Below are 20,129 nucleotides of genomic sequence, written 5' to 3'. Positions count from 1 at the left end.
CAGGGGACAGGTGAGAAATGGCTGCCTGAGACAGAGATATGAGCTGTGTGCGAAAGGAGAAGGGAGAGAATATGGGAGCAGGAGAACAGATCGAGGCGGGACAGACGGCACTAGGCATTGAGTTCGGTTCGACGAGAATCAAGGCGGTTTTGATTGATCTTGACGGAAATGTACTTGGTACAGGTGTGTATGACTGGGAAAATAAACTGCGGGATGGTATCTGGACCTACAGCTATGAGGAAATTGACAGGGGCCTTCGTGGGTGTTATACCTCGCTGCGGGAGAATGTCAGACAGAAGTATGGCGTTGTGATCCGGAAGCTTGGTGCGCTGGGCATCAGTGCCATGATGCATGGATACATTGCGTTGGATCAGGAGGATCATACGATTGCTCCGTTCCAGACATGGCGGAATACAAATACGCAGGCGGCAGCGGATGAGATGACGGAATTGTTTGATTTCAATATTCCGCTCCGCTGGACATCAGCGCATCTGTATCAGTGTGTTCTGGATCATGAGAAACATCTGGATAAGGTGGATTTTGTCACCACCCTTGCCTCTTACATGCACTACCGCCTGACGGGGCGGAAGGTGACCGGCGCAGGAGACGCGTCTGGAATCTTCCCGATAGATACCTCAAAAATGGACTATGACGCGCACATGATGGAGCTTTTTGACGGACTTCTTCAGAAGCACGGGTACTCCTTCCGCGCGGAAGATCTGTTCCCGAAGGTCCTGTGTGCGGGAGAGGATGCCGGGACTCTGACAGCGGAGGGAGCGGCCCTTCTGGATGAGAGCGGAAATCTGGAGCCGGGCGTGCCGATGGCTCCGCCGGAAGGGGATGCGGGAACCGGGATGGTCTCCACGAATTCTGTCGCACCGGGAACCGGAAACATTTCTGCGGGAACCAGCACGTTTGCGATGATTGTGCTGGAGAAGGGACAGACGCTGAAGAAGCTTCACCGGGAAATTGACATGGTTACGACGCCGGACGGGGCGCCCTGCGCGATGTCTCACGCGAACAACGGCACAACAGACCTCAATGCCTGGGTGGGGATCTTCCATGAGTTCTGCGAGCTGATGGGGATTCAGGCGGATATGGGAGAGCTGTATCAGAAGCTCTACACCAATTCACTGAAGGGAGATCCGGACTGCGGCGGACTTCTGGCATACGGTTATTATTCGGGCGAGAATGTAACCATGCTGAACGAGGGACGGCCGCTGTATGTCAGAATGCCGGACAGCCGGTTCAATCTGGCAAATCTGATGCGCGCAAATCTGTATACTTCTCTGGCTGCGGTTAAGCTCGGGATGGATATCCTGAAGGAGGAAAATGTGCATATCGACCGCATCACCGGTCACGGCGGACTGTTTAAAACGGAAGGAGTGGCGCAGAAGTATCTGGCTGCCGCCATTCATGTGCCGGTGACGGTCATGAAGACCGCCAGCGAGGGTGGTCCATGGGGAATGGCTGTACTGGCAGCGTACCGGATCAGCGGCGCGAACGAATACGATTCACTGGGCGATTACCTGTCACAGAAGATTTTTGCCGGACAGGAGGGAATTACGATCGATCCGGATCCTGCGGACGAGGCGGGATACGAGACCTTCGCTGAACACTACCGCGCGGGAATTGCGGTAGAGAAGGCCGCTATTGATCATCTTTCCTGGTGATTTACTTTTCACAAATAGCGAAAAACGTATAAAAAACATAAAAAGAGAACTTGCGGGAAATGCCCGGTCTGAATTTCGAGAGGAATGCGGACCGGGCATTTCCCGTTTTGACTTTGAATATCATATGCTGATGTGGACCAGATATTTAAGCTCTGGTCTGAGGAAACAACCCCTTATGTCAGATACAAAGAGGAGGCTGGGAATATTCCGGTCAGACAATGTCAAAGGAAAAATGTCATGATATACGCAAGAACCTCGTCCGGTATCCATCTGGCGAAGATGCGGTCAAGCGTGCAGAGAAGACCTGGCGTGGAGAGCGCGTGGTGGTGCTGCACATCGAACAGGGAGATCCGGACCACACGGGAGGCGGTTGAAGCGAGAAAGAGGTCTTTCTGCTTACCGGCTGCCTTTGCTATAAATTCCGTATCTTTGATCCAGTAAGGGCAGACGGCAGTGACACTGATCCCTGAATTGAGAAGCTCGATCCGGAGCGCGCGGCTGTAGGAATAGAGCAGAGACTTGGACGCGGCATAACAGTTAAAGAACGGGATTGGCTGAAAACCGGCGACCGAACAGACTTCGAGGATCCGGCTTCCGGCATTCATATACGGGATGACGGCGGCAGTGACACTGATCGACGCCTTGTCGTTTGTATCGATCATCCGGCATTCCTCCTGCCTTCCGATGTCTCTCGAGGAACCGTATTTCCCATAGCCGGCACAGTTCAGAAGCATGGAAACCGTGAAGGCAGAGGAACCTCCAGCGGATGCAGATTCCTGTTCCAGACATTTTTCAAGGAAGTCGATGTTTTCAGAATCTGTCAGGTCAAGGCAGAGAACCTTCACCGGGAGATGAAGCCCGGATGCCAGAGCCTCAAGGCGGTCTCTGCGCCTCGCAATCAGCCAGAATTCTGTGACATCGTATTTCGCGGGATTTCGGTCAATGGACAGAGCGTATTTCCGGCCGAGGCCGCTGGAGGCTCCGGTAATGACGGCCACTTTGCGGACAGCGGAGCCTTCCGGCATACGTATGCCTGAGAGAAAAGATTTTTCTTCCTTTTTATATGCTGCTCTTTTATAATGATATCTGTATTTTTCAATAAGGAAGACAATCAGGGAGATCAGGAAGGCGGCTGTGACAACGTTGCCTGAGATACTGGAAAGGGTGCGCCAGATTTTCTGGATCCATGTAAAAATATTCATATAGTTCTCCGTTTATGCTATCATTACTATATGTGTCGGGCTGAATGCTGCTTCGCAGCTTCCGTGCCGCTGGCAGATATTTGAAATCACCACATACTGTATAAAGCCAGCTGCTCCGTTGCTTCGCAACTCTCGCAGCTGCCACATGTGACCGACTTCGTCGGTCTGCCGCGGCGTTCGCCCCACCGCTTCACACTTTGTGTGAGCGGATGTGGCTCACTGCCCGCGCATATTCGCATTTTCGCGGTGTTTCACACCGCTCCATGCTCATACATGTTAGCGTCGTTCAAGCATGCAGTTTTCTGTGCATGCTTCGCATGCCCAAAACTGCCCGCTTGACGACGACTTTATACAGTACAGTATACATCATGGGGAGAGATATGGCAGAGTTCAGGTTTTCTTTTATTCAACTTTTCTTTCGGATTTTGGCGAGACAGACGGGGCAGATCGGCAAGATTGATTTTGTGCCGCAGAAACCGCATTTTGAGGGGAAGCCTGTGGAGCAGCCTTTTGAGCGGGCGACTCCGGAATCGCAGGGGATTTCTTCGAATCATATCAGGGAGTATTTGATTTCTCTTCATGATGATCCGGAGGCGGCTATCCAGCAGGCCATGGTTATCCGTCACGGGAAGGTGATCTGTGAATGCAGCTTCGCGCCTTATCAGCGTGGCATGTGGCATGTAACTTATTCCATGTGCAAGACCTTCACCGGCATTGCGACGGGATTGGCGATCCATGAGGGACTGCTGACTCTGAACGAGGGACTGGATGAGATTTTTCCTTCCAATATTAAGCTCCTTAGCCGGTTCAGCCGCAAGCGGGTCACGGTGCGGGATCTTCTTCAGATGACAAGCGGGGTGGATTATTCGGAGTCTGGCGCATTGGATGGCAGCGACTGGTGTACGAATTTCATGTCGGCGGGATTCAAGTCGGATCCCGGAACAAAGTTTGATTATAATTCGATGAATTCCTTTATGCTTTCTGCGGCTATCCAGGTGAAAAGCGGACAGACTATGTTTGATTTCCTGAAGGACAGGATCTTTGACCCGATGGGAATCCGGGAGATTTTCTGGGAGAAAAGTCCGATGGGATACACGAAGGGCGGATGGGGGTGTTTTATCCGGCCGGAGGACGCCTGCAAGATCGGTCAGCTTTTGATGAACAAGGGCGAGTGGAATGGAAAACAGCTTGTGCCGAAGCATTGGGTAGAGGAGATAACCAGATCTCACGTGGATAACGGCAAGTTCGGCTATGGCTATCAGGTCTGGATGGAGGAGCGTCCGGGTGGATATGCCATGAACGGGCTGTTCGGGCAGGATGTCATCTGCTACCCGGATCTGGATATGATCCTCATGGTTAACGCGGGCAACAGAGAGCTGTTCCAGGAGGGCAATCTGACTGAAATTATGAGGCGGTACTGGGGCGCATCTTTTGTGGCTTCGGATGGTCCCCTGGCGGAGAATCCTGCGGCTCTTCGCAAGCTGATGAGTACCATTGCCGAGTACAGCGGATATGATACCTTCGGTGGTTCCGGTGTCGGAAGCGCGGTTCTTTCAGAGGCAGCGAAGCAGAATCTGGCAGAGATACCGGTGTATCATAAGAGGCGGAGGAGAAGAAAGGGCTGGGGTTTGTGGTCGAAAAAATCCACCGTGATGTCTCCTTCTGAGATGCTGGACGTTCTGGACGCACACACCTACGTAATGGAAAAAGGCAGAGCCGGTATTTTTCCGCTGGTGTGCCAGGTAACGCACAATAATTACACGGACGGCATTCAAAAGATCGGATTTCAGAGGGTTGAGGATACGATGGTCATTCTTCTGTACGAGGGAGATGACGTTCATCATGTCAATGTGGGATTTGAGAGACCCGAGATCAGTGAGATTGTACTGCATGGAGAACCGTATTATATCGGAACCACCGGGCGGATTGCGACGGATGAGTACGATCACGTGGTTCTGCTTCTGGAAATCGCTTTTTTGGAAGAAGCCTGCACACGAAAAATCAATCTTTACTTTGACGGGGAGGATGTTCTGGCACGCTTCTCGGAGACGCCGGGCGACGCGGTTATCGCGGATGCCATCCGTTACTCCGGCGAAGATCCGGATTTCCTGAAGCTTCCGTTTATACGCCAGTTTGTGGAGCAGGGAGGACGGGATCTTCTTGATGAGTCCCTGCAGGCGGCGATCCATCCCAGGGATATCGGTCATGTCATGTCGGCTGCGGATGAGAATTCCAGGGAGGGAATTTGACGTTTCATGGTCAATGTCATGGCCGGACAAGTTAACAAATAATTTGAGGGAGAGATTTATATCATGAGAAAACAAAAAGGATTCCGAATGCTGTGTGTGCTGCTTGTACTTGCTGTCTCGGTGAGCATGACAGGCTGCACACAGTATAAGGAGAGGATGATGTTCGGTACCGGAGGAACGGCAGGAACGTATTATTCGTACGGCGGTGTTCTGGCCCAATATATGAAGAATTACGCGAATGTCCGTGTTACAGCAGTTTCTACGGGAGGTTCCAAGGTGAATATCCAGAGCATCCAGGACGGAGATTTTCAGCTCGGCTTTACGCAGTCAGACGTGATGTCGTACGGCTGGGACGGCACCCGCGCTTTTGAGAAGGACGGCGGGACGCATTCCTTCCGTGTGCTCGGGGCGCTCTACGCGGAGACGGTTCAGCTGATTACCATGGATAAGGATATTCAAAGCGTATCGGATCTGAAGGGTAAGAGCGTATCCATCGGAGAAGCCGGATCCGGTGTATATTTCAACGCGATTGACGTTCTTGCCGGAGCGGGGCTGGATATCGACGATATCAAACCGCAGTACCAGTCTTTTGAGGATTCCAAGGAATCTCTCAAAGACGGCAAGATCGATGCCGCATTTATCGTGGCGGGCGCACCCACCTCGGCGATCACCGAGCTCGCAACGACCAACGGAGTGAACTTTGTGAATATTGACGGAGAGGTCCGGGATTCCATCATGGAGAAATGTCCGTATTATGAATCTTATTCCATTCCCGCCGGCACCTATCCGGGGCAGAAGAAGGATATAGATACGATTACCGTGCTTGCGACCGTGATCGTATCGGCATCCGCGGACACGGACACGGTCTATGATCTGACCAGGGCAATATTCTCAAACGCGAAGGAAATCGCGAAGGAGAATGCGAGAGGCGAGGAGCTGAACCTTAAAACGGCGACAAGTATTACGACAGTCCCGTATCATGAGGGCGCTGCAAGATACTATAAAGAACAGGGCTACACCGTGAATACGGAAGAATAAGCATGGAGCGGTGCGAAGCAACGCGAGAATGCGGGGACTTATACAGTGTGTGGCGCAATGTATCGTATGGCCGTTTACTAAACGAATATTCTTGCAGAATGCCTGTCTGTTCGATTCAAATGAGGAGGAGATAAGATTGAACGATTCAAAAGAAAAGACAACGCCGGGAGCTTCCAGTGCGGAAGTGACAAACGGGGACGGTCAGGGCGCCGTGAAGGACGATCTCGACGCGTTGATGCGGAAGTATGACCGGGAATCCAATACCAGGATATGGACCGGAAAACCGAAGATCATGATCACCGCAATTCTGGCGGCTTTTTCGATCTGGTGCATCTACGTAACTTTGTTCGCCACCTTTCTGGAGGAAATCCGCCTGACCTCCTTTCTGGGGCTGGTCATCCTGATGGGATTTCTGATCTATCCTTCGAAGAAGGGAGTCCAGAGGGAAAATTACATGCCGCTCGGTGATATCATCTTCATGATTGCGGGTGCGGCATCATTCTTTTATTTTACGTTTTCCGCGAACACCATCATCAATCAGGGTACCCGGTTTCAGTGGTATCAGATCATCATCGGCATTGTCGGTATTGCCGCACTCGTCGAGATTACAAGAAGGTGCGTGGGACTTCCGATTTTGATTGTCGCGGCGGCTTTCGTTATCTATGCACTGACCTACGGACTGACGAACCCCGACTTTTTCGGGCGGCTGAAGTATCTTGTCCGGAATCTGTTTTATACCAAGGAAGGAATTTTTTCGACTCCGGTCAACGTTTGCTCCAAGTACATCGTCGTGTTCATTATCTTCGGCGCGTTTCTGGAGAGGACCGGAATCTCCAATTTCTTTATTGATCTGGCAAACTGCGTGGCGGGAAGATTTGCGGGAGGACCGGCAAAGGTAGCGGTCATCTCTTCGGCGCTTTGCGGCATGGTCTCCGGATCATCGGTCGGCAACACGGTGACCACCGGTTCCGTGACGATTCCAATGATGAAGAAGACCGGTTACCGTCCGGAGTTTGCCGGAGCGGTAGAGGCCGCGGCCTCTACCGGAGGACAGATCATGCCTCCGATCATGGGAGCCGCCGCGTTTCTGATGGCCGACTTCGTCGGTGTTCCATACTCAGATATCATCGGAAGAGCGGTTCTCCCGGCAATCCTTTATTTCATGGGAATTTTTATTTCGGTTCATCTGGAGGCAAAAAAGCTGAATCTTCATGGTATTCCCAAGGAGCAGCTTCCGCGCGCGGGCAAACTGATGAAGAAGATCTATCTGCTGCTTCCGCTGGTGATGCTCGTCATCTGGGTATCCGGAAACTTCATGACCATGCAGAAAGCGGCTTCTCTTGCCATTGTTCTTTCCATCGTGGTCAGCCTGTTCGACAGGGATAACCGGATCACTCCCCATAAAATTATTGATGCGCTGGAGGCAGGAGGGCGGAGCACCATCACGGTGGCGGCTGCCTGCGGAGTTGCGGGAATCATTTCGGGATCGATCACAATGACGGGACTGGCGAATGATCTGATTAACGCGATTGTCGGAGTGGCCGGGAATAAACTGATCATCGCGCTTCTTCTGACCATGGTCTGCTGCATCATCCTGGGGATGGGCGTACCTACGACGGCAAACTACTGTATCATGGCGGCGACGACCGCACCGATTCTGATCCGGATGGGAGTACCGATTCTCGCGGCGCATTTCTTTGTGTTCTATTTTGGAATCGTAGCGGATATTACACCTCCGGTTGCGCTTGCCGCCTACGCGGGATCCGCGATCGCAAAGAGCAATCCGATGAAGACAGCGTTCAACGCCTCGAAGCTGGCGATTGCGGTGTTTATTGTACCCTATATGTTCTGCTACAATCCGGCCATGCTTCTGATCGATACATCCGCGCTGACCGTCGTGCGGATCGCGATCACTGCGGCCATCGGTATCTTCGGCATTGCCGCCTCATTCGAGGGATATTGCTTCGCCGGTATGAATCCGGTGATGCGGGTGATCATTGCGGCGGGTGGCCTGCTGCTGATTCACCCCGGTACGCTTACTGATGTGGCAGGTCTGTGTATTGTTGTGATTTGTCTTCTGATTCAGTACGGAAAACGCAGAAAGAGTGCAGCGGTTTCGTGATTTCTGAAGCATTTTTGAATGACGCGGCCGGCGGATCCGGACCGCGCGGAAAGGAAAATTATGACTGAGTTAAGGTATCCTGTGATTACGATCAGCCGTCAGTATGCCGCGTATGGACGCACCGTGGCGAAGGGATTGTCGGAGGAGCTGGGAATCCCGTATTATGATAAGGATGTGGTCCGGAAAACAGCCGAGCAGAGCGGCTTTTCCGAGGAAGATATCAGGCGCGAGGGAGAGGACCTCAGCAGGGCAGGAAAGTTCATGAATGATCTGCTGAACAATGCTGCCTCCTATCCGAGTTCACACGACAGAATCTTTGAGGCGCAGAAGGAGGTGGTCCTGAAGCTTGCGGAGGAACCCTGCATCATCGTCGGCAGATGCGCGGATCACATCCTGACAGAGGCCGGTATCCCGGCTTTCCGGGTATTTCTGTATGCGGATGAGGAGCACAGAATCCGCAGAGCCGCGGAACTTGAGGAGAACCGGGGCCTTGACGCGAAGAAGGCAGCATTCAGAAAGGAACAGCTTCGTGAGATCTACTACAAGACCTACACCGGGGTTGAGATGGGACAAATTTCCAATTATAATATCTGTATTGATACGGGAGCTGTCGGTGTCAGGCAGTGCATTCAGATCCTCAGTGAGATTCTGAGAAAATAATGGATCTGTTATTTGAAGCGCAGGGCAGTGGAGATGGCATCCGGAGATGAAGACATCTGTTATCTGAAACGCACGAAAAATGGCAGGTGGAGATGAAGGGAGAAGGAACATATGAATTTTCAAATGAGTGATGATTTTTTTAACGAATATGCGAATGAGTCAGACCGTGAACATGCGAAGCTGGTATGTGACAGGGTTGCGGAGAGCGCGGCAGTCGTTCAGAAGCTGAACAAATATAATCTTACGCTGCGCGATGTGGAGGTTCTGGAGCGGATGGCAAAGCATTTTTCTGCGCCGGACGCGGATTCCTTCATCATCTTCTGTGAGGGCTTTGCAAGAGGAAGAATGTACGAACAGGACAAAAGGAAAGAACAGACGGGGGAACAGGACTGAATCCGTCGGAGAAGAACTTTAGCAATGTCAAGAGGTATGAGCATGGAGAAGTGCAAGGCACCGCTCCATGCTCATACCTGTTATCGGCTCGAAAGCTGCAAAGCAGCGAAGTGACGCGGAAGCGGTGGAGCGAACATCGCGGCAGACCGGCGAAGCCGGTCAACTGCAGGATTGCGGGGAGCGCGAAGTATGGAGCACGGAGCAATCCGCAGCTTATACTCTATGAGGAGCTGCGCATGCGCAGGGCATGGCGGTTTTGGACTGTGATTAAAGGAATGAAAAAAAATGGATGATTTGATCAGTGAGAGCGCAAAGAGGCAGCTTCGGAAGGAGATCCCGGCATTAAAGGCGGAGATTCTGGCGCTTTACCGGAGTCTGGACCGGAAATTTGGTTTGCATGCGGCAGAAGTACCGATTGAATTCGGATTCGATGAAGAAAGACTTGGAGCTTATACACCGTCCGGGAATGGACAGGAGGAGAGCTTCTACTTTTCCCTTGTGTTTGTGGGATATTTGAGCAGAGAATCGCTGCACAGGGAAGACAAACTGGATTTGTACAGACATGAGTATGCCCACTACATGCAGTTTCACATGGATATTCCGCAGGAATACCGGTTCCGGAGCGGTCTGCACGGAAGCGCCTGGAAATATTGCTGCTCGCTGGTCGGAGCGGCTCCAAGCGAGTATTACCGGTTCGGAAAGGGAAGAGAGAAGCATGACTATGAGAAGGCATTGAATAATCCGTGGAAAAATCCGCACACCGCGCTCCTCGATCTTGCTCATCGGAAGAGGGAGGCAGAGGACAGCCGGAACCGGATGATCCGCTACCGGAAGGGTGATACGGTGGTCCATCCGAAGTTCGGATCCGGAACGATTGAGGATCTCGAACAGATGACGGGGTCCGTGCGTCTGACCATTCGCTTTCCGGATGCGGTGCGTAAAATCGATCAGAAGTGGCTTCTTCGCTCGAACTATAAAAAAAGAAGCTGAAGCTTTCAAGAATGGTTGGAGCAATGTTTAAAGAGCAGAGGGGTACATCTTTTTCTGACTCTTCTGTCAGGACTTTCCGGTTTTTCCGGCTGTGCGCAGACAAATGCCCGTTAAGAGTTGACACAAAGGTGGAAAATGGAACATAATAAAAAGAATTACGCGTAAAACAGACGTGGCAGTATGATGAGGCCGCGCATTTTATCAGAGAAGAAGGTGCAGAAGATGAAATACGATTTTAATACCGTTGAGCCGAAATGGCAGAAGGCATGGGAGGAAAATGACGCTTTCAAGGCGGTCGATTTTTCTGATAAGCCGAAGTGGTACGGGCTGGTGGAATTCCCCTACCCGTCAGGAGCAGGCATGCATGTCGGACACATTAAGGCATACTCCAGCATTGAGGTTATCTCCCGGAAGAAGAGAATGCAGGGCTATAATGTTCTCTTCCCGATCGGATTCGATTCGTTCGGCCTTCCGGCGGAGAACTACGCGATAAAGACGAACACGCATCCTCATGACATCACAGAGAAAAACATTGCCCATTTCTCCGATCAGCTCCGCAAGGTCGGATTTTCCTTCGATTGGAGCCGCGTGATCGCTACCTCACATAAGGACTACTATAAATGGACCCAGTGGATCTTCGAAAAATTATTCGAGCACGGACTGGTATTCCGCTCCAAGACACTGGTCAACTACTGTCCGCACTGCAAGGTTGTTCTGTCCAATGAGGATTCTCAGGGAGGTAAATGTGACATCTGCCACAGCGAGGTTGTACAGCTCCCGAAGGATGTATGGTTCCTCCGGATCACCGATTATGCGGACAAACTTCTGGAAGGTCTGAATCATGTGGACTATCCGGAAAGCATCAAGCAGCAGGAGATCGCCTGGATTGGAAAATCCACAGGAGCGTTTGTGAACTTCCGTCTTGCCGGAACCGATGAGAAGCTCGAGATTTATACTACGCGGTGCGATACCTTGTACGGCGTAACCTTCATGGTTGTTGCCCCGGAGCACCCGGTTCTCGACAAATATAAGGACAGAATCCGCAACTGGGACGCAGTCGAGCAGTATCGAAGAGAAAGCGCAAAGAAGACGGAATTCGAGCGCACCCAGCTGGTAAAGGACAAGACAGGTGTGAAGATCGACGGACTGACGGCAGTCAATCCGATTACCGGTAAGGAAATTCCGCTCTTCATCGCCGACTATGTCATGATGGGATACGGAACAGGAGCGATCATGGCTGTTCCGGCGCATGATCAGCGTGACTATGATTTTGCAAAGAAGTTCGGAATGGACATTGTGCAGGTCATCAAGGGAGGAGACATCTCAAAGGAAGCCTATACCGGAGACGGAGAGATGATCAATTCCGGATTCCTGAACGGCTTTACCAATAAGAAGGATTCCATTGAAGCGATGCTGAAGCATATCGAGGAAGAGGAAATCGGGCACAAGGGCGTTCAGTACAAGATGAAGGACTGGGCGTTCAATCGTCAGCGGTACTGGGGCGAGCCGATCCCGCTGATTCACTGTCCGAAGTGCGGCACCGTTGCCGTTCCGGAAGATGAGCTTCCTCTGGAGCTTCCGCCGGTCAAGAATTTTGAACCGGGTACCGACGGGCAGTCCCCTCTGGCCAAGATCGACAGCTTTGTAAACTGCACCTGCCCGAAGTGTGGCGGACCGGCAAAGCGCGAGACCGATACGATGCCGCAGTGGGCAGGATCTTCCTGGTATTTCCTTCGTTTCTGTGATCCGCACAATGACAAGGCATTTGCTGACCGGAAGAAGCTGGAATACTGGATGCCTGTCGATCAGTATAACGGAGGTATGGAGCATGTGACGCGTCATCTGCTTTACTCCAGATTCTGGCACAGATTTCTGTATGATATCGGTGAGGTGAACACACCGGAGCCGTACGCAAAAAGAACCTATCAGGGAATGATTCTCGGCGCGGACGGAGAGAAGATGTCCAAATCCAAGGGAAATGTCATTGATCCTCTGGATATCGTAAAGCTTTACGGGGCGGATACGCTTCGCACCTATGTCATGTTTATGGGAGATTATCAGAGCGCCGCTCCGTGGAGTGACGAGGCGGTTCGCGGCTGCAAGAGATTTCTTGACCGTGTGGCGGGACTTACGGATATCATGACCGCGGAAAAGGAAGATCCGAAGCTTGAGAACAGCCTTCACAAGACGATCCGTAAGGTTACGGAAGATATTGACAACATGAAGTTCAACACCGCCATCGCTGCGATGATGTCGCTCATCAATGAATTCTATAAGGCGGGGAGTATCACAAAGGATGACCTGATCACCTTCATCAAGCTGCTTTCCCCGTTCGCGCCGCACATCACCGAAGAGATCTGGCAGTATATCGGAATGAACCCGGACGGAAAAACCTTTATTACGCTCTCCTCCTGGCCGGAATACAGCGAGGAGAAGGCGAAGGATTCTGTCATTGAGCTCGGCGTTCAGGTCAACGGAAAGGTGAGAGGAACCGTACAGCTTGCGGCGGATATCAGCAGGGAGGACGCTCTTGCGGCCGCCAAGGCGGAGCCGAATGTGGCTAAATTCCTGGAGGACGCCACAATTGTCAAGGAAGTATACGTTCCCGGCAGAATCATAAACTTTGTAATCCGCAAATAACCGGCAATGATAAGGAGCAGGTGTCTCACCCGCTTTTCAGAACAGGACAGATAACGTATGGCGAAGAAGAAAACGGACGGTTCGGAACTTGAACAGAAGAAAAAGCTTGCGCTGGAGGTGATCCGGCGTCTGAAGAAAGAATACCCGGACGCTCACTGCACGCTGGCATATGAGGATGCCTGGCAGCTTCTGGTCAGTGTCCGTCTGGCTGCGCAGTGTACAGATAAGCGGGTGGATATGATCACGCCGAAGCTCTTTGAGAAGTTTCCGTCGGTTGCAGCCCTCGCGGCTGCCGAACCGGCGGAAATCGAAGAAATTGTCAGACCCTGCGGACTGGGACCAAGTAAGGCAAGAGATATCTCCGGTTGCATGCGGATGCTGCATGAGCAGTATCATGATCGTGTTCCGGATACGATGGAGGAACTTCTGAAGCTCCCCGGTGTGGGAAGGAAGAGCGCCAACCTGGTGCTGGGAGATGTCTACGGAAAGCCAGCCATCGTCACGGATACACACTGCATCCGCCTCTGCAATCTGATCGGCCTTGTGGACAATGTGAAGGAGCCGGCAAAGGTCGAGAGAGAACTGTGGAAAATTATTCCTCCGGAGGAAGGCAGTGATCTCTGTCACAGATTCGTCAATCACGGACGTGCGGTCTGCGTCGCAAGGCATCCGAAGTGCGGGATTTGCTGTCTGAAGGATATCTGCCGGTACGGCAGCTCTCAGGCTGCAGGGTAACAGCTGTCTACTTTTGACCGTAATAAGCGTCGATTTGACTATAAGTCAGCCGCTGTAATTATTGACTATCGTAAATGAAAGTGATAAAAAAATAATAAAGTAATCACTTGCAATCAGAGCCATCTTGCTTGACTGTAAAATTGCCGGTGATTATTTTTATGCGCGTATATTGCGCGATACCCCGGAAACGGGGAGCAACAAAATGTATCAGCTGCGGAATGCCTCGCTGGGTTTACCCTGAATGCTTCAGCAGTAACACGTTAGAAAGAAGGTGGTGAGAATGAGTATGGCACAGAAGCTTGTGGAAGATCTTAAGGTCCAGGACGCATTTGTGATCCCTGTCTTCGGGGGTATACATATTGCCGAATCTGTTGTAGTTTCCTGGATCGTCATGGGTATTCTTTTAGCACTTGCACTCTGGCTGACTCATGGAATGAAAGTTCGGAACCCGGGGAAGAGACAGGTTGCGGTTGAAGCGTTTGTAACCTGGCTGGAGAAGACGATCAAGGGTATGCTCGGTCCCGATGCGGGAGAGTATGCGGAATATCTGATGACGGTCATCATGTTCATCGGTCTTTCCAATATTATAGGACTTCTTGGAATGAAGCCTCCGACGAAGGATCTGGATGTGACGGCTGCGCTTGCCATTATGAGCATTGTGCTGATTGAGGCGGCTGGTATTAAGCGGAAAGGCGTTCTGGGATGGCTGAAGAGTTTCACACAGCCGGTCGGAATTGTTACACCGATTAATATCCTGGAGGTATTTATCCGTCCGCTTTCACTTTGCATGCGACTTTTTGGTAACGTACTTGGATCCTATGTCATCATGACATTGATCGAAAATCTGATTCCGGTAGGAGTTCCGCTTATCTTCAGCTTTTACTTTGATATCTTCGATGGAATGATTCAGGCGTACGTATTCGTATTCCTTACCTCACTGTTTATCGCTGAGGCGGCAGAGATCACTCCGGAAGAACCGAAGAAGAAAAAGACCAGAAAGAGAAAAAAGAAAGCTGTTGCCGTTGCCGCGTAAGCTGTTCCGGCGAGAACGCAGATCTGAGACAGAATAAGATCGGTGTCAGATGTATCCACTGGCCACAATCATTTACACAGTCAACTATTTAAAGTCAACTTTCAATCAATTATTTTTACGGATAGAATCCGTGTAGGAATTCCCGGTTTACCCCGGGGAGTATTGAGAAGAATTTCCGGTCGGATGCCGGAAGATTACAGGAGGAAAGAAAAAATGACAGCACTTGGAGCAGGAATTGCAGCACTGGCTTGTATCGGCGCAGGACTTGGAATCGGTATCGCAACCGGACATGCAACAGACGCTATCGCAAAGCAGCCGGAAGCTGACAACAAAATCATGAGAAACCTTCTTCTCGGATCCGCACTTGCAGAGGCAACCGCTATTTACGGTTTTGTACTGGGTCTGATGATTCTGTTTGTAGCATAAGCCATATCGGGAAATGTTTCAGTGATACTGAAACGAGATGAAACACGCTGCGCGAGTTTTATCTCGCTATCGCGACGCTCGCCGCACACGAATACTTCGCATTCGGCTGCGGCTCACTGTTCGCGTAAATAAATTTCAGTGACAAAGATTTCGTATCAGAGTACGGAACAACTTAGGAGAAGACATGTTACGTTTTGATTTAAATGTTTTATGGACGGTCATCGATCTTCTGATTCTGTATTTCCTTCTTAAAAAGTTCCTTTTTGGAAGAGTACACAAGATCCTCGATCAGAGAGCAAAAGACATTGAGAAGTCCTACACGGACGCAGAAAAGGCACAGAATGATGCCAATGCTCTCAAGACACAGTATGAGGATACGATCAAGAGCATTGATGATGAGAAAAAGAAAGCTGCTGATGAGGCAAGAGCAAAGGCAAACGTGGAATACGACCGTATTGTCGATTCGGCCAAAGCAGACGCTGACAAGATCATTAATGATGCCAGAGCCAAAGCAGCTGCAGAGACGACAGACCAGAAGCACAAAGCTGAGGAAGACATTGTTGAGATGGTTAAGGATGCCGCTGCCAGAATCGCAGAGGCTGAGGATGACGATAAGATGTATGATGCCTTCCTGAAGAAGGTCTCAGCGAATAAAGATAAGAAAGACTGACACTATGAGTGAGAACAAAACAATAAAGTTGGACGAGAACGGAAAGCTTCATGCGGTTCTTCGCTGTGTAACTGAGCCGAGCGAAGAGCAGAGACAGAAATTCGTTCAGTTTCTGAAAAACAAGTATGAGCTTGAAGACACGGATCAGGTAAATCTTGAGATCGTTCAGGATCCGGATGTACACGGTGGTTTCATTCTCGACATCGGAAGCGATGAGTACGACTGGAGTACCCGCGGAAGAGAGAGACAGTTCGAAAATCAGATCAATGATGCGAGAGCCAGAGCTGCGAGAGAAAAGAGCCAGGAAGGCATCATGGAGATCATGCGTGCTGCCGTGGAACAGTTCCATCTTGAGGCGGAACAGTCTGAAGTCGGTCATGTTCTGACAGCCGGCGACGGAATTGTAACCATCACAGGTCTGGATCATGTGCAGTACGGAGAGATTCTGGTCTTTGAAAACGGCGTAAAAGGAATGGTTCAGAATATCGGCGAAGACGGAATCGGCGCGATTCTGTTTGACGCCGAAGGAAGCATCGGAGAGGGAACCCGTGTAACCGGTACCGGTAAGCGTGCCGGCATTGCTTGCAGCAACGGATATCTTGGCCGTGTGATTGACGCACTGGGCAATCCCATTGACGGAGGAGCACCGATAAAGGGCGACGAATATCGCGCAATTGAACAGCCGGCACCTGGAATCATTGACCGTCAGCCGGTTACGGTCCCGCTGGAAACCGGTATCCTGGCAATTGATTCTATGTTCCCCATCGGCCGTGGACAGCGAGAGCTGATCATCGGTGACCGTCAGACCGGTAAGACATCCATCGCGATGGATGCCGTCCTGAACCAGAAGGGGAAGGACTGCTACTGTGTCTATGTCGCAATCGGACAGAAGGCATCAACAGTAGCCAGCATTGTAAACACACTGAAGAAAAATGACGCGATGTCTTATGCGATTGTTGTGGCATCCACCGCGGCAGATCCGGCACCGCTTCAGTACATTGCGCCTTATGCCGCGACATCGATTGCTGAATACTTCATGCACAGAGGCAAGGATGTTCTGATCATTTATGATGATCTGAGTAAGCATGCCGTTGCATATCGTACGCTGTCACTGCTTCTTGGAAGATCTCCGGGACGTGAGGCATATCCGGGTGATGTATTCTATCTGCATTCCAGACTTCTCGAGAGATCCTCAAGGCTGTCAGAGAATCTGGGTGGAGGTTCCATCACCGCGCTGCCGATCATTGAGACACAGGACGGCGATGTATCCGCTTACATTCCTACCAATGTAATCTCCATCACAGACGGACAGATTTTCCTGGAGTCCGATCTGTTCTTCGAGGGACAGAGACCGGCCGTTAACGTCGGACTTTCAGTATCCCGTGTAGGAGGAGCAGCTCAGACCAAGGCAATGAAGAAGGCTGCGGGTTCCCTGCGTATCGATCTGGCACAGTTCCGTGAGATGCAGGTGTTCACCCAGTTCAGTTCAGATCTGGATGAAGCAACGCAGAATCAGCTGAAACAGGGAAATGTTCTGATGGAGCTGCTGAAGCAGCCTCTTGGTCATCCGCTTTCAACAGCAGATCAGGTTATTACTCTCTGCGTTGCCGAGCATAAGAAGATGATCAATGTTCCGGTTAAGAATGTGAAAGCTTACCAGAAGGAGATGCTTGCGTTCTTCGCCGATAAGTATTCGGATATCGTCGAGGAGATCAACAAAAAGGGACAGCTTCCGGATGAACTTACCGAGAGAATCCTGGCAGCAGCGGATGAGTTTGGCGCGGAATACGCGGAAGCGCATAAGACAAAGAACGCATAAGCTCAGCCGGAAATTGAAGAAGGAAAAATATGTCAGCAACACGTGAAATCAAGGAAAGAATTGATAGCGTCAATAATACACTGAAGATTACGAACGCTATGTATATGATTTCTTCTACGAAAATGAATAACGCGCGGAAAGCGCTGGCAAATACCGAACCGTATTTTTATGCGCTGCAGGACATGTTCGGACGGGTGCTGCGTCACCTTCCGGACGGCTACAGCCATCCGTATCTGGATGCGCGTGAGGTCACTTCCAAAAGCGATCTCCGCAGGGCGATTATCTGTGTGACCGCAGATAAGGGACTTGCAGGTGCATACAACCATAATGTACTGAAGCTGACAGAGGAGAAGCTGAGACCCGCGAACAATGACATGCTATATGTCGTCGGAGAGGTCGGCCGTCAGTATTTTGCAAATCACAATGTAAATGTAGACGGCGCCTTTCATTATACCGCCCAGAAACCGACACTTTCCAGGGCAAGGTCGATCGCATATCAGATGCTTGATCTGTTCGAGCGCAAAGAAGTTGATGAGGTATATATCATTTACACCAGAATGAAGAACTCCATGGAAACCGAGACGGAGATCCGGCAGCTTCTGCCGCTGATCCGTCTGAATGAGGAGTTTTTCAAACAGAACATGACAAAGCTGAGCGGAGTGTATCAGGAGACCTTCGACATGGAACCGGGGCCGGATCTTCTTCTGAATAACATCATCCCCGACTTCATCAACGGTTATATATACAGTGCACTTGTGGAATCATACTGTGCGGAGCACAGTTCCCGTATGCAGGCGATGGACGCTGCCAATAAAAACGGCAGTGAACTGGTCCAGGAGCTGAGCATTCAGTACAACCGGGAGCGTCAGGCTCAGATCACACAGGAGATTACGGAGGTTTGCGCAGGCGCGAAGGCACGTGCGCTGCAGCAGAAGAAACATAAGAAGAAAGACATGCCGAAGTTTGAAAACCAGCAGGGAGAGGATCTTGATACTTTCCAGGCCGGCGCACTTCATTGAGCTTGTAACGCCCTGCCTTATGAGGCAGGGGCGTTGACACAATAGAAAGGACATGACACATGCAAATCGGAAAAATTGTCCAGGTCATGGGTCCTGTTGTCGATGTCGCATTTGAGGATCTTCCTCTTCCGAAAATCAAGACAGCGCTGCAGGTTGACAACCATGGCGAGAAGGCAATCATGGAGGTACAGCAGCATATCGGTGATGATATGGTCCGCTGTATCATGCTTTCTGCCAGTGAAGGCTTACAGAAAGATATGCCTGTGATCTCACTCGGAACCGGAATCGAAGTTCCGGTCGGCGAGAAGAATCTGGGACGTCTGTTCAATGTGCTTGGCGATACCATCGACGGCGGCGAACAGCTCAGAGATTCTGAACAGTGGGAGATTCACAGAAAACCACCGAAATTTACAGAACAGAAACCGGTACAGGAGATCCTGGAGACCGGAATCAAGGTTATTGACCTGATCGCGCCCTACGCAAAGGGTGGTAAGGTCGGACTGTTCGGAGGTGCCGGAGTAGGTAAGACCGTTCTGATTCAGGAACTGATCCGCAACATCGCGACGGAGCACGGCGGTTATTCGATCTTTACCGGTGTCGGAGAAAGATCCCGTGAGGGAAATGACCTCTGGAGCGAAATGACAGAGTCTGGAGTTATCAAGAATACCGCCCTGGTATTCGGACAGATGAATGAGCCCCCGGGGGCACGTATGCGTGTCGCGGAAACAGGTCTTACCATGGCCGAGTATTTCCGTGATGTTCAGAAAAAAGACGTTCTTCTGTTCATCGATAACATCTTCCGTTTCGTACAGGCCGGTTCCGAGGTATCCTCTCTGCTTGGACGTATGCCGTCCGCTGTAGGATATCAGCCGACCCTGGCAAATGAAATGGGTGAGCTTCAGGAGAGAATTGCCTCAACGACAAACGGATCTATCACATCGGTGCAGGCGGTATATGTACCGGCCGATGACCTGACCGACCCCGCGCCGGCTACGACATTTGCTCATCTGGATGCTACGACCGTTCTTTCCCGAAAGATCGTAGAGCAGGGTATTTATCCTGCCGTTGATCCGCTGGAATCTTCCTCACGAATTCTGGAGGAGGATATTGTCGGGAAGGAACATTACGAGACTGCGCAGTCTGTGCTCCAGTATCTGCAGAAATATAAGGAACTTCAGGATATCATTGCCATCCTTGGTATGGAAGAACTTTCTGACGAGGACAAGACCGTCGTATATCGTGCCCGTAAGATCAGAAACTTCCTGTCACAGCCGTTCCACGTAGCGGAGCAGTTCACCGGAATTCCCGGAAAGTATGTTCCTCTCGAGGACACCATCAAGGGATTCCAGGCAATCCTGAATGGAGATATGGACGATTATCCGGAGAATGCGTTCTTCAACTGCGGCGGCATCGAGGATGTTGCGGAGCACGCGAAGAAGGAAGCATAAGAGAATCCGGCA

General features: G+C 51.0%; 16 protein-coding genes. 15 read left to right on the top strand and 1 reads right to left on the bottom strand.

Translation table 11 applies throughout. From position 1 onward, the window contains the following. Nucleotides 1-38 precede the first annotated feature (38 nt). Nucleotides 39-1,673, top strand: coding sequence for a xylulokinase (locus ACTQ1O_RS00600; RefSeq protein ID WP_441485665.1), 1,635 nt, complete (start codon nt 39-41; stop codon nt 1,671-1,673). A 221-nt stretch (nt 1,674-1,894) separates the two neighbouring features. On the opposite strand, the gene ACTQ1O_RS00595 is transcribed toward ACTQ1O_RS00600, so the two are convergent. Beyond that, nucleotides 1,895-2,875 (bottom strand): SDR family NAD(P)-dependent oxidoreductase, encoded by a 981-nt coding sequence (locus tag ACTQ1O_RS00595; RefSeq protein WP_441485664.1) that lies wholly within the window; start codon nt 2,873-2,875, stop codon nt 1,895-1,897. A 380-nt stretch (nt 2,876-3,255) separates the two neighbouring features. On the opposite strand from ACTQ1O_RS00595, the gene ACTQ1O_RS00590 reads away from it, so the two are divergent. The 14 genes from ACTQ1O_RS00590 to atpD all read left to right on the top strand — a co-directional run bounded on the left by ACTQ1O_RS00590 (nt 3,256) and on the right by atpD (nt 20,117). Continuing rightward, nucleotides 3,256-5,124: a serine hydrolase domain-containing protein gene (locus tag ACTQ1O_RS00590; protein WP_441485663.1), complete on the top strand. Its 1,869-nt coding sequence runs from the start codon at nt 3,256-3,258 to the stop codon at nt 5,122-5,124. 63 nt (nt 5,125-5,187) lie between these two features. Beyond that, the gene (locus tag ACTQ1O_RS00585; protein ID WP_441485662.1) at nt 5,188-6,162 is read left to right on the top strand and encodes a TAXI family TRAP transporter solute-binding subunit; all 975 of its coding nucleotides are present in this window, start codon (nt 5,188-5,190) and stop codon (nt 6,160-6,162) included. Nucleotides 6,163-6,298: 136 nt separating this feature from the next. Beyond that, nucleotides 6,299-8,284, top strand: a complete 1,986-nt coding sequence (locus ACTQ1O_RS00580; RefSeq protein ID WP_441485661.1) for a TRAP transporter permease — start codon at nt 6,299-6,301, stop codon at nt 8,282-8,284. Between the two features lie 60 nt (nt 8,285-8,344). Next, a complete protein-coding gene (locus ACTQ1O_RS00575) occupies nt 8,345-8,944 on the top strand; it encodes an AAA family ATPase (RefSeq protein ID WP_441485660.1) in 600 nt (199 codons plus the stop codon). A 111-nt stretch (nt 8,945-9,055) separates the two neighbouring features. Next, nucleotides 9,056-9,337, top strand: coding sequence for a hypothetical protein (locus ACTQ1O_RS00570; RefSeq protein WP_441485659.1), 282 nt, complete (start codon nt 9,056-9,058; stop codon nt 9,335-9,337). Nucleotides 9,338-9,622: 285 nt separating this feature from the next. Beyond that, nucleotides 9,623-10,327 (top strand): hypothetical protein, encoded by a 705-nt coding sequence (locus ACTQ1O_RS00565; RefSeq protein WP_441485658.1) that lies wholly within the window; start codon nt 9,623-9,625, stop codon nt 10,325-10,327. Nucleotides 10,328-10,549: 222 nt separating this feature from the next. Further along, a complete protein-coding gene (gene leuS / locus ACTQ1O_RS00560) occupies nt 10,550-12,967 on the top strand; it encodes a leucine--tRNA ligase (protein ID WP_441485657.1) in 2,418 nt (805 codons plus the stop codon). Nucleotides 12,968-13,024: 57 nt separating this feature from the next. Further along, nucleotides 13,025-13,702, top strand: coding sequence for an endonuclease III domain-containing protein (locus ACTQ1O_RS00555; protein ID WP_441485656.1), 678 nt, complete (start codon nt 13,025-13,027; stop codon nt 13,700-13,702). 286 nt (nt 13,703-13,988) lie between these two features. Continuing rightward, the gene (locus tag ACTQ1O_RS00550) at nt 13,989-14,735 is read left to right on the top strand and encodes a F0F1 ATP synthase subunit A (protein WP_441099626.1); all 747 of its coding nucleotides are present in this window, start codon (nt 13,989-13,991) and stop codon (nt 14,733-14,735) included. A 213-nt stretch (nt 14,736-14,948) separates the two neighbouring features. After that, nucleotides 14,949-15,161 carry an ATP synthase F0 subunit C gene (gene atpE / locus ACTQ1O_RS00545; RefSeq protein ID WP_441099518.1) on the top strand — a complete coding sequence of 71 codons (213 nt, stop codon included), beginning with the start codon at nt 14,949-14,951 and terminating at the stop codon, nt 15,159-15,161. Nucleotides 15,162-15,345: 184 nt separating this feature from the next. Continuing rightward, nucleotides 15,346-15,831: an ATP synthase F0 subunit B gene (locus ACTQ1O_RS00540; RefSeq protein WP_441099519.1), complete on the top strand. Its 486-nt coding sequence runs from the start codon at nt 15,346-15,348 to the stop codon at nt 15,829-15,831. A gap of 4 nt (nt 15,832-15,835) precedes the next feature. After that, on the top strand, nt 15,836-17,650 hold the full coding sequence (gene atpA / locus ACTQ1O_RS00535; protein WP_441485655.1) for a F0F1 ATP synthase subunit alpha: 1,815 nt from the start codon (nt 15,836-15,838) through the stop codon (nt 17,648-17,650). Nucleotides 17,651-17,679: 29 nt separating this feature from the next. Then, a complete protein-coding gene (gene atpG, locus ACTQ1O_RS00530) occupies nt 17,680-18,669 on the top strand; it encodes an ATP synthase F1 subunit gamma (RefSeq protein ID WP_441485654.1) in 990 nt (329 codons plus the stop codon). A 59-nt stretch (nt 18,670-18,728) separates the two neighbouring features. Continuing rightward, the gene (atpD, locus tag ACTQ1O_RS00525) at nt 18,729-20,117 is read left to right on the top strand and encodes a F0F1 ATP synthase subunit beta (protein ID WP_441485653.1); all 1,389 of its coding nucleotides are present in this window, start codon (nt 18,729-18,731) and stop codon (nt 20,115-20,117) included. The last annotated feature ends 12 nt before the right edge of the window (nt 20,118-20,129 follow it).

Origin of the sequence: Bilifractor sp. LCP21S3_A7 (assembly GCF_052118825.1) — a bacterium.
In the GTDB taxonomy this organism is placed as follows: Bacteria; Bacillota; Clostridia; order Lachnospirales; family Lachnospiraceae; genus Bilifractor.
The sequence above is the reverse complement of the archived record's forward strand: the minus strand, read 5'-3'. Positions and strand labels throughout refer to the sequence as shown.

What these genes read in the sequence shown, in the direction of transcription:
- ACTQ1O_RS00600 (WP_441485665.1), top strand. Translation starts at nt 39, where the DNA reads ATGAGCTGTGTGCGAAAGGAGAAGGGAGAGAATATGGGAGCAGGAGAA.
- ACTQ1O_RS00595 (WP_441485664.1), bottom strand. Translation starts at nt 2,875, where the DNA reads ATGAATATTTTTACATGGATCCAGAAAATCTGGCGCACCCTTTCCAGT.
- ACTQ1O_RS00590 (WP_441485663.1), top strand. Translation starts at nt 3,256, where the DNA reads ATGGCAGAGTTCAGGTTTTCTTTTATTCAACTTTTCTTTCGGATTTTG.
- ACTQ1O_RS00585 (WP_441485662.1), top strand. Translation starts at nt 5,188, where the DNA reads ATGAGAAAACAAAAAGGATTCCGAATGCTGTGTGTGCTGCTTGTACTT.
- ACTQ1O_RS00575 (WP_441485660.1), top strand. Translation starts at nt 8,345, where the DNA reads ATGACTGAGTTAAGGTATCCTGTGATTACGATCAGCCGTCAGTATGCC.
- ACTQ1O_RS00570 (WP_441485659.1), top strand. Translation starts at nt 9,056, where the DNA reads ATGAATTTTCAAATGAGTGATGATTTTTTTAACGAATATGCGAATGAG.
- ACTQ1O_RS00565 (WP_441485658.1), top strand. Translation starts at nt 9,623, where the DNA reads ATGGATGATTTGATCAGTGAGAGCGCAAAGAGGCAGCTTCGGAAGGAG.
- leuS (WP_441485657.1), top strand. Translation starts at nt 10,550, where the DNA reads ATGAAATACGATTTTAATACCGTTGAGCCGAAATGGCAGAAGGCATGG.
- ACTQ1O_RS00555 (WP_441485656.1), top strand. Translation starts at nt 13,025, where the DNA reads ATGGCGAAGAAGAAAACGGACGGTTCGGAACTTGAACAGAAGAAAAAG.
- ACTQ1O_RS00550 (WP_441099626.1), top strand. Translation starts at nt 13,989, where the DNA reads ATGGCACAGAAGCTTGTGGAAGATCTTAAGGTCCAGGACGCATTTGTG.
- atpE (WP_441099518.1), top strand. Translation starts at nt 14,949, where the DNA reads ATGACAGCACTTGGAGCAGGAATTGCAGCACTGGCTTGTATCGGCGCA.
- ACTQ1O_RS00540 (WP_441099519.1), top strand. Translation starts at nt 15,346, where the DNA reads ATGTTACGTTTTGATTTAAATGTTTTATGGACGGTCATCGATCTTCTG.
- atpA (WP_441485655.1), top strand. Translation starts at nt 15,836, where the DNA reads ATGAGTGAGAACAAAACAATAAAGTTGGACGAGAACGGAAAGCTTCAT.
- atpG (WP_441485654.1), top strand. Translation starts at nt 17,680, where the DNA reads ATGTCAGCAACACGTGAAATCAAGGAAAGAATTGATAGCGTCAATAAT.
- atpD (WP_441485653.1), top strand. Translation starts at nt 18,729, where the DNA reads ATGCAAATCGGAAAAATTGTCCAGGTCATGGGTCCTGTTGTCGATGTC.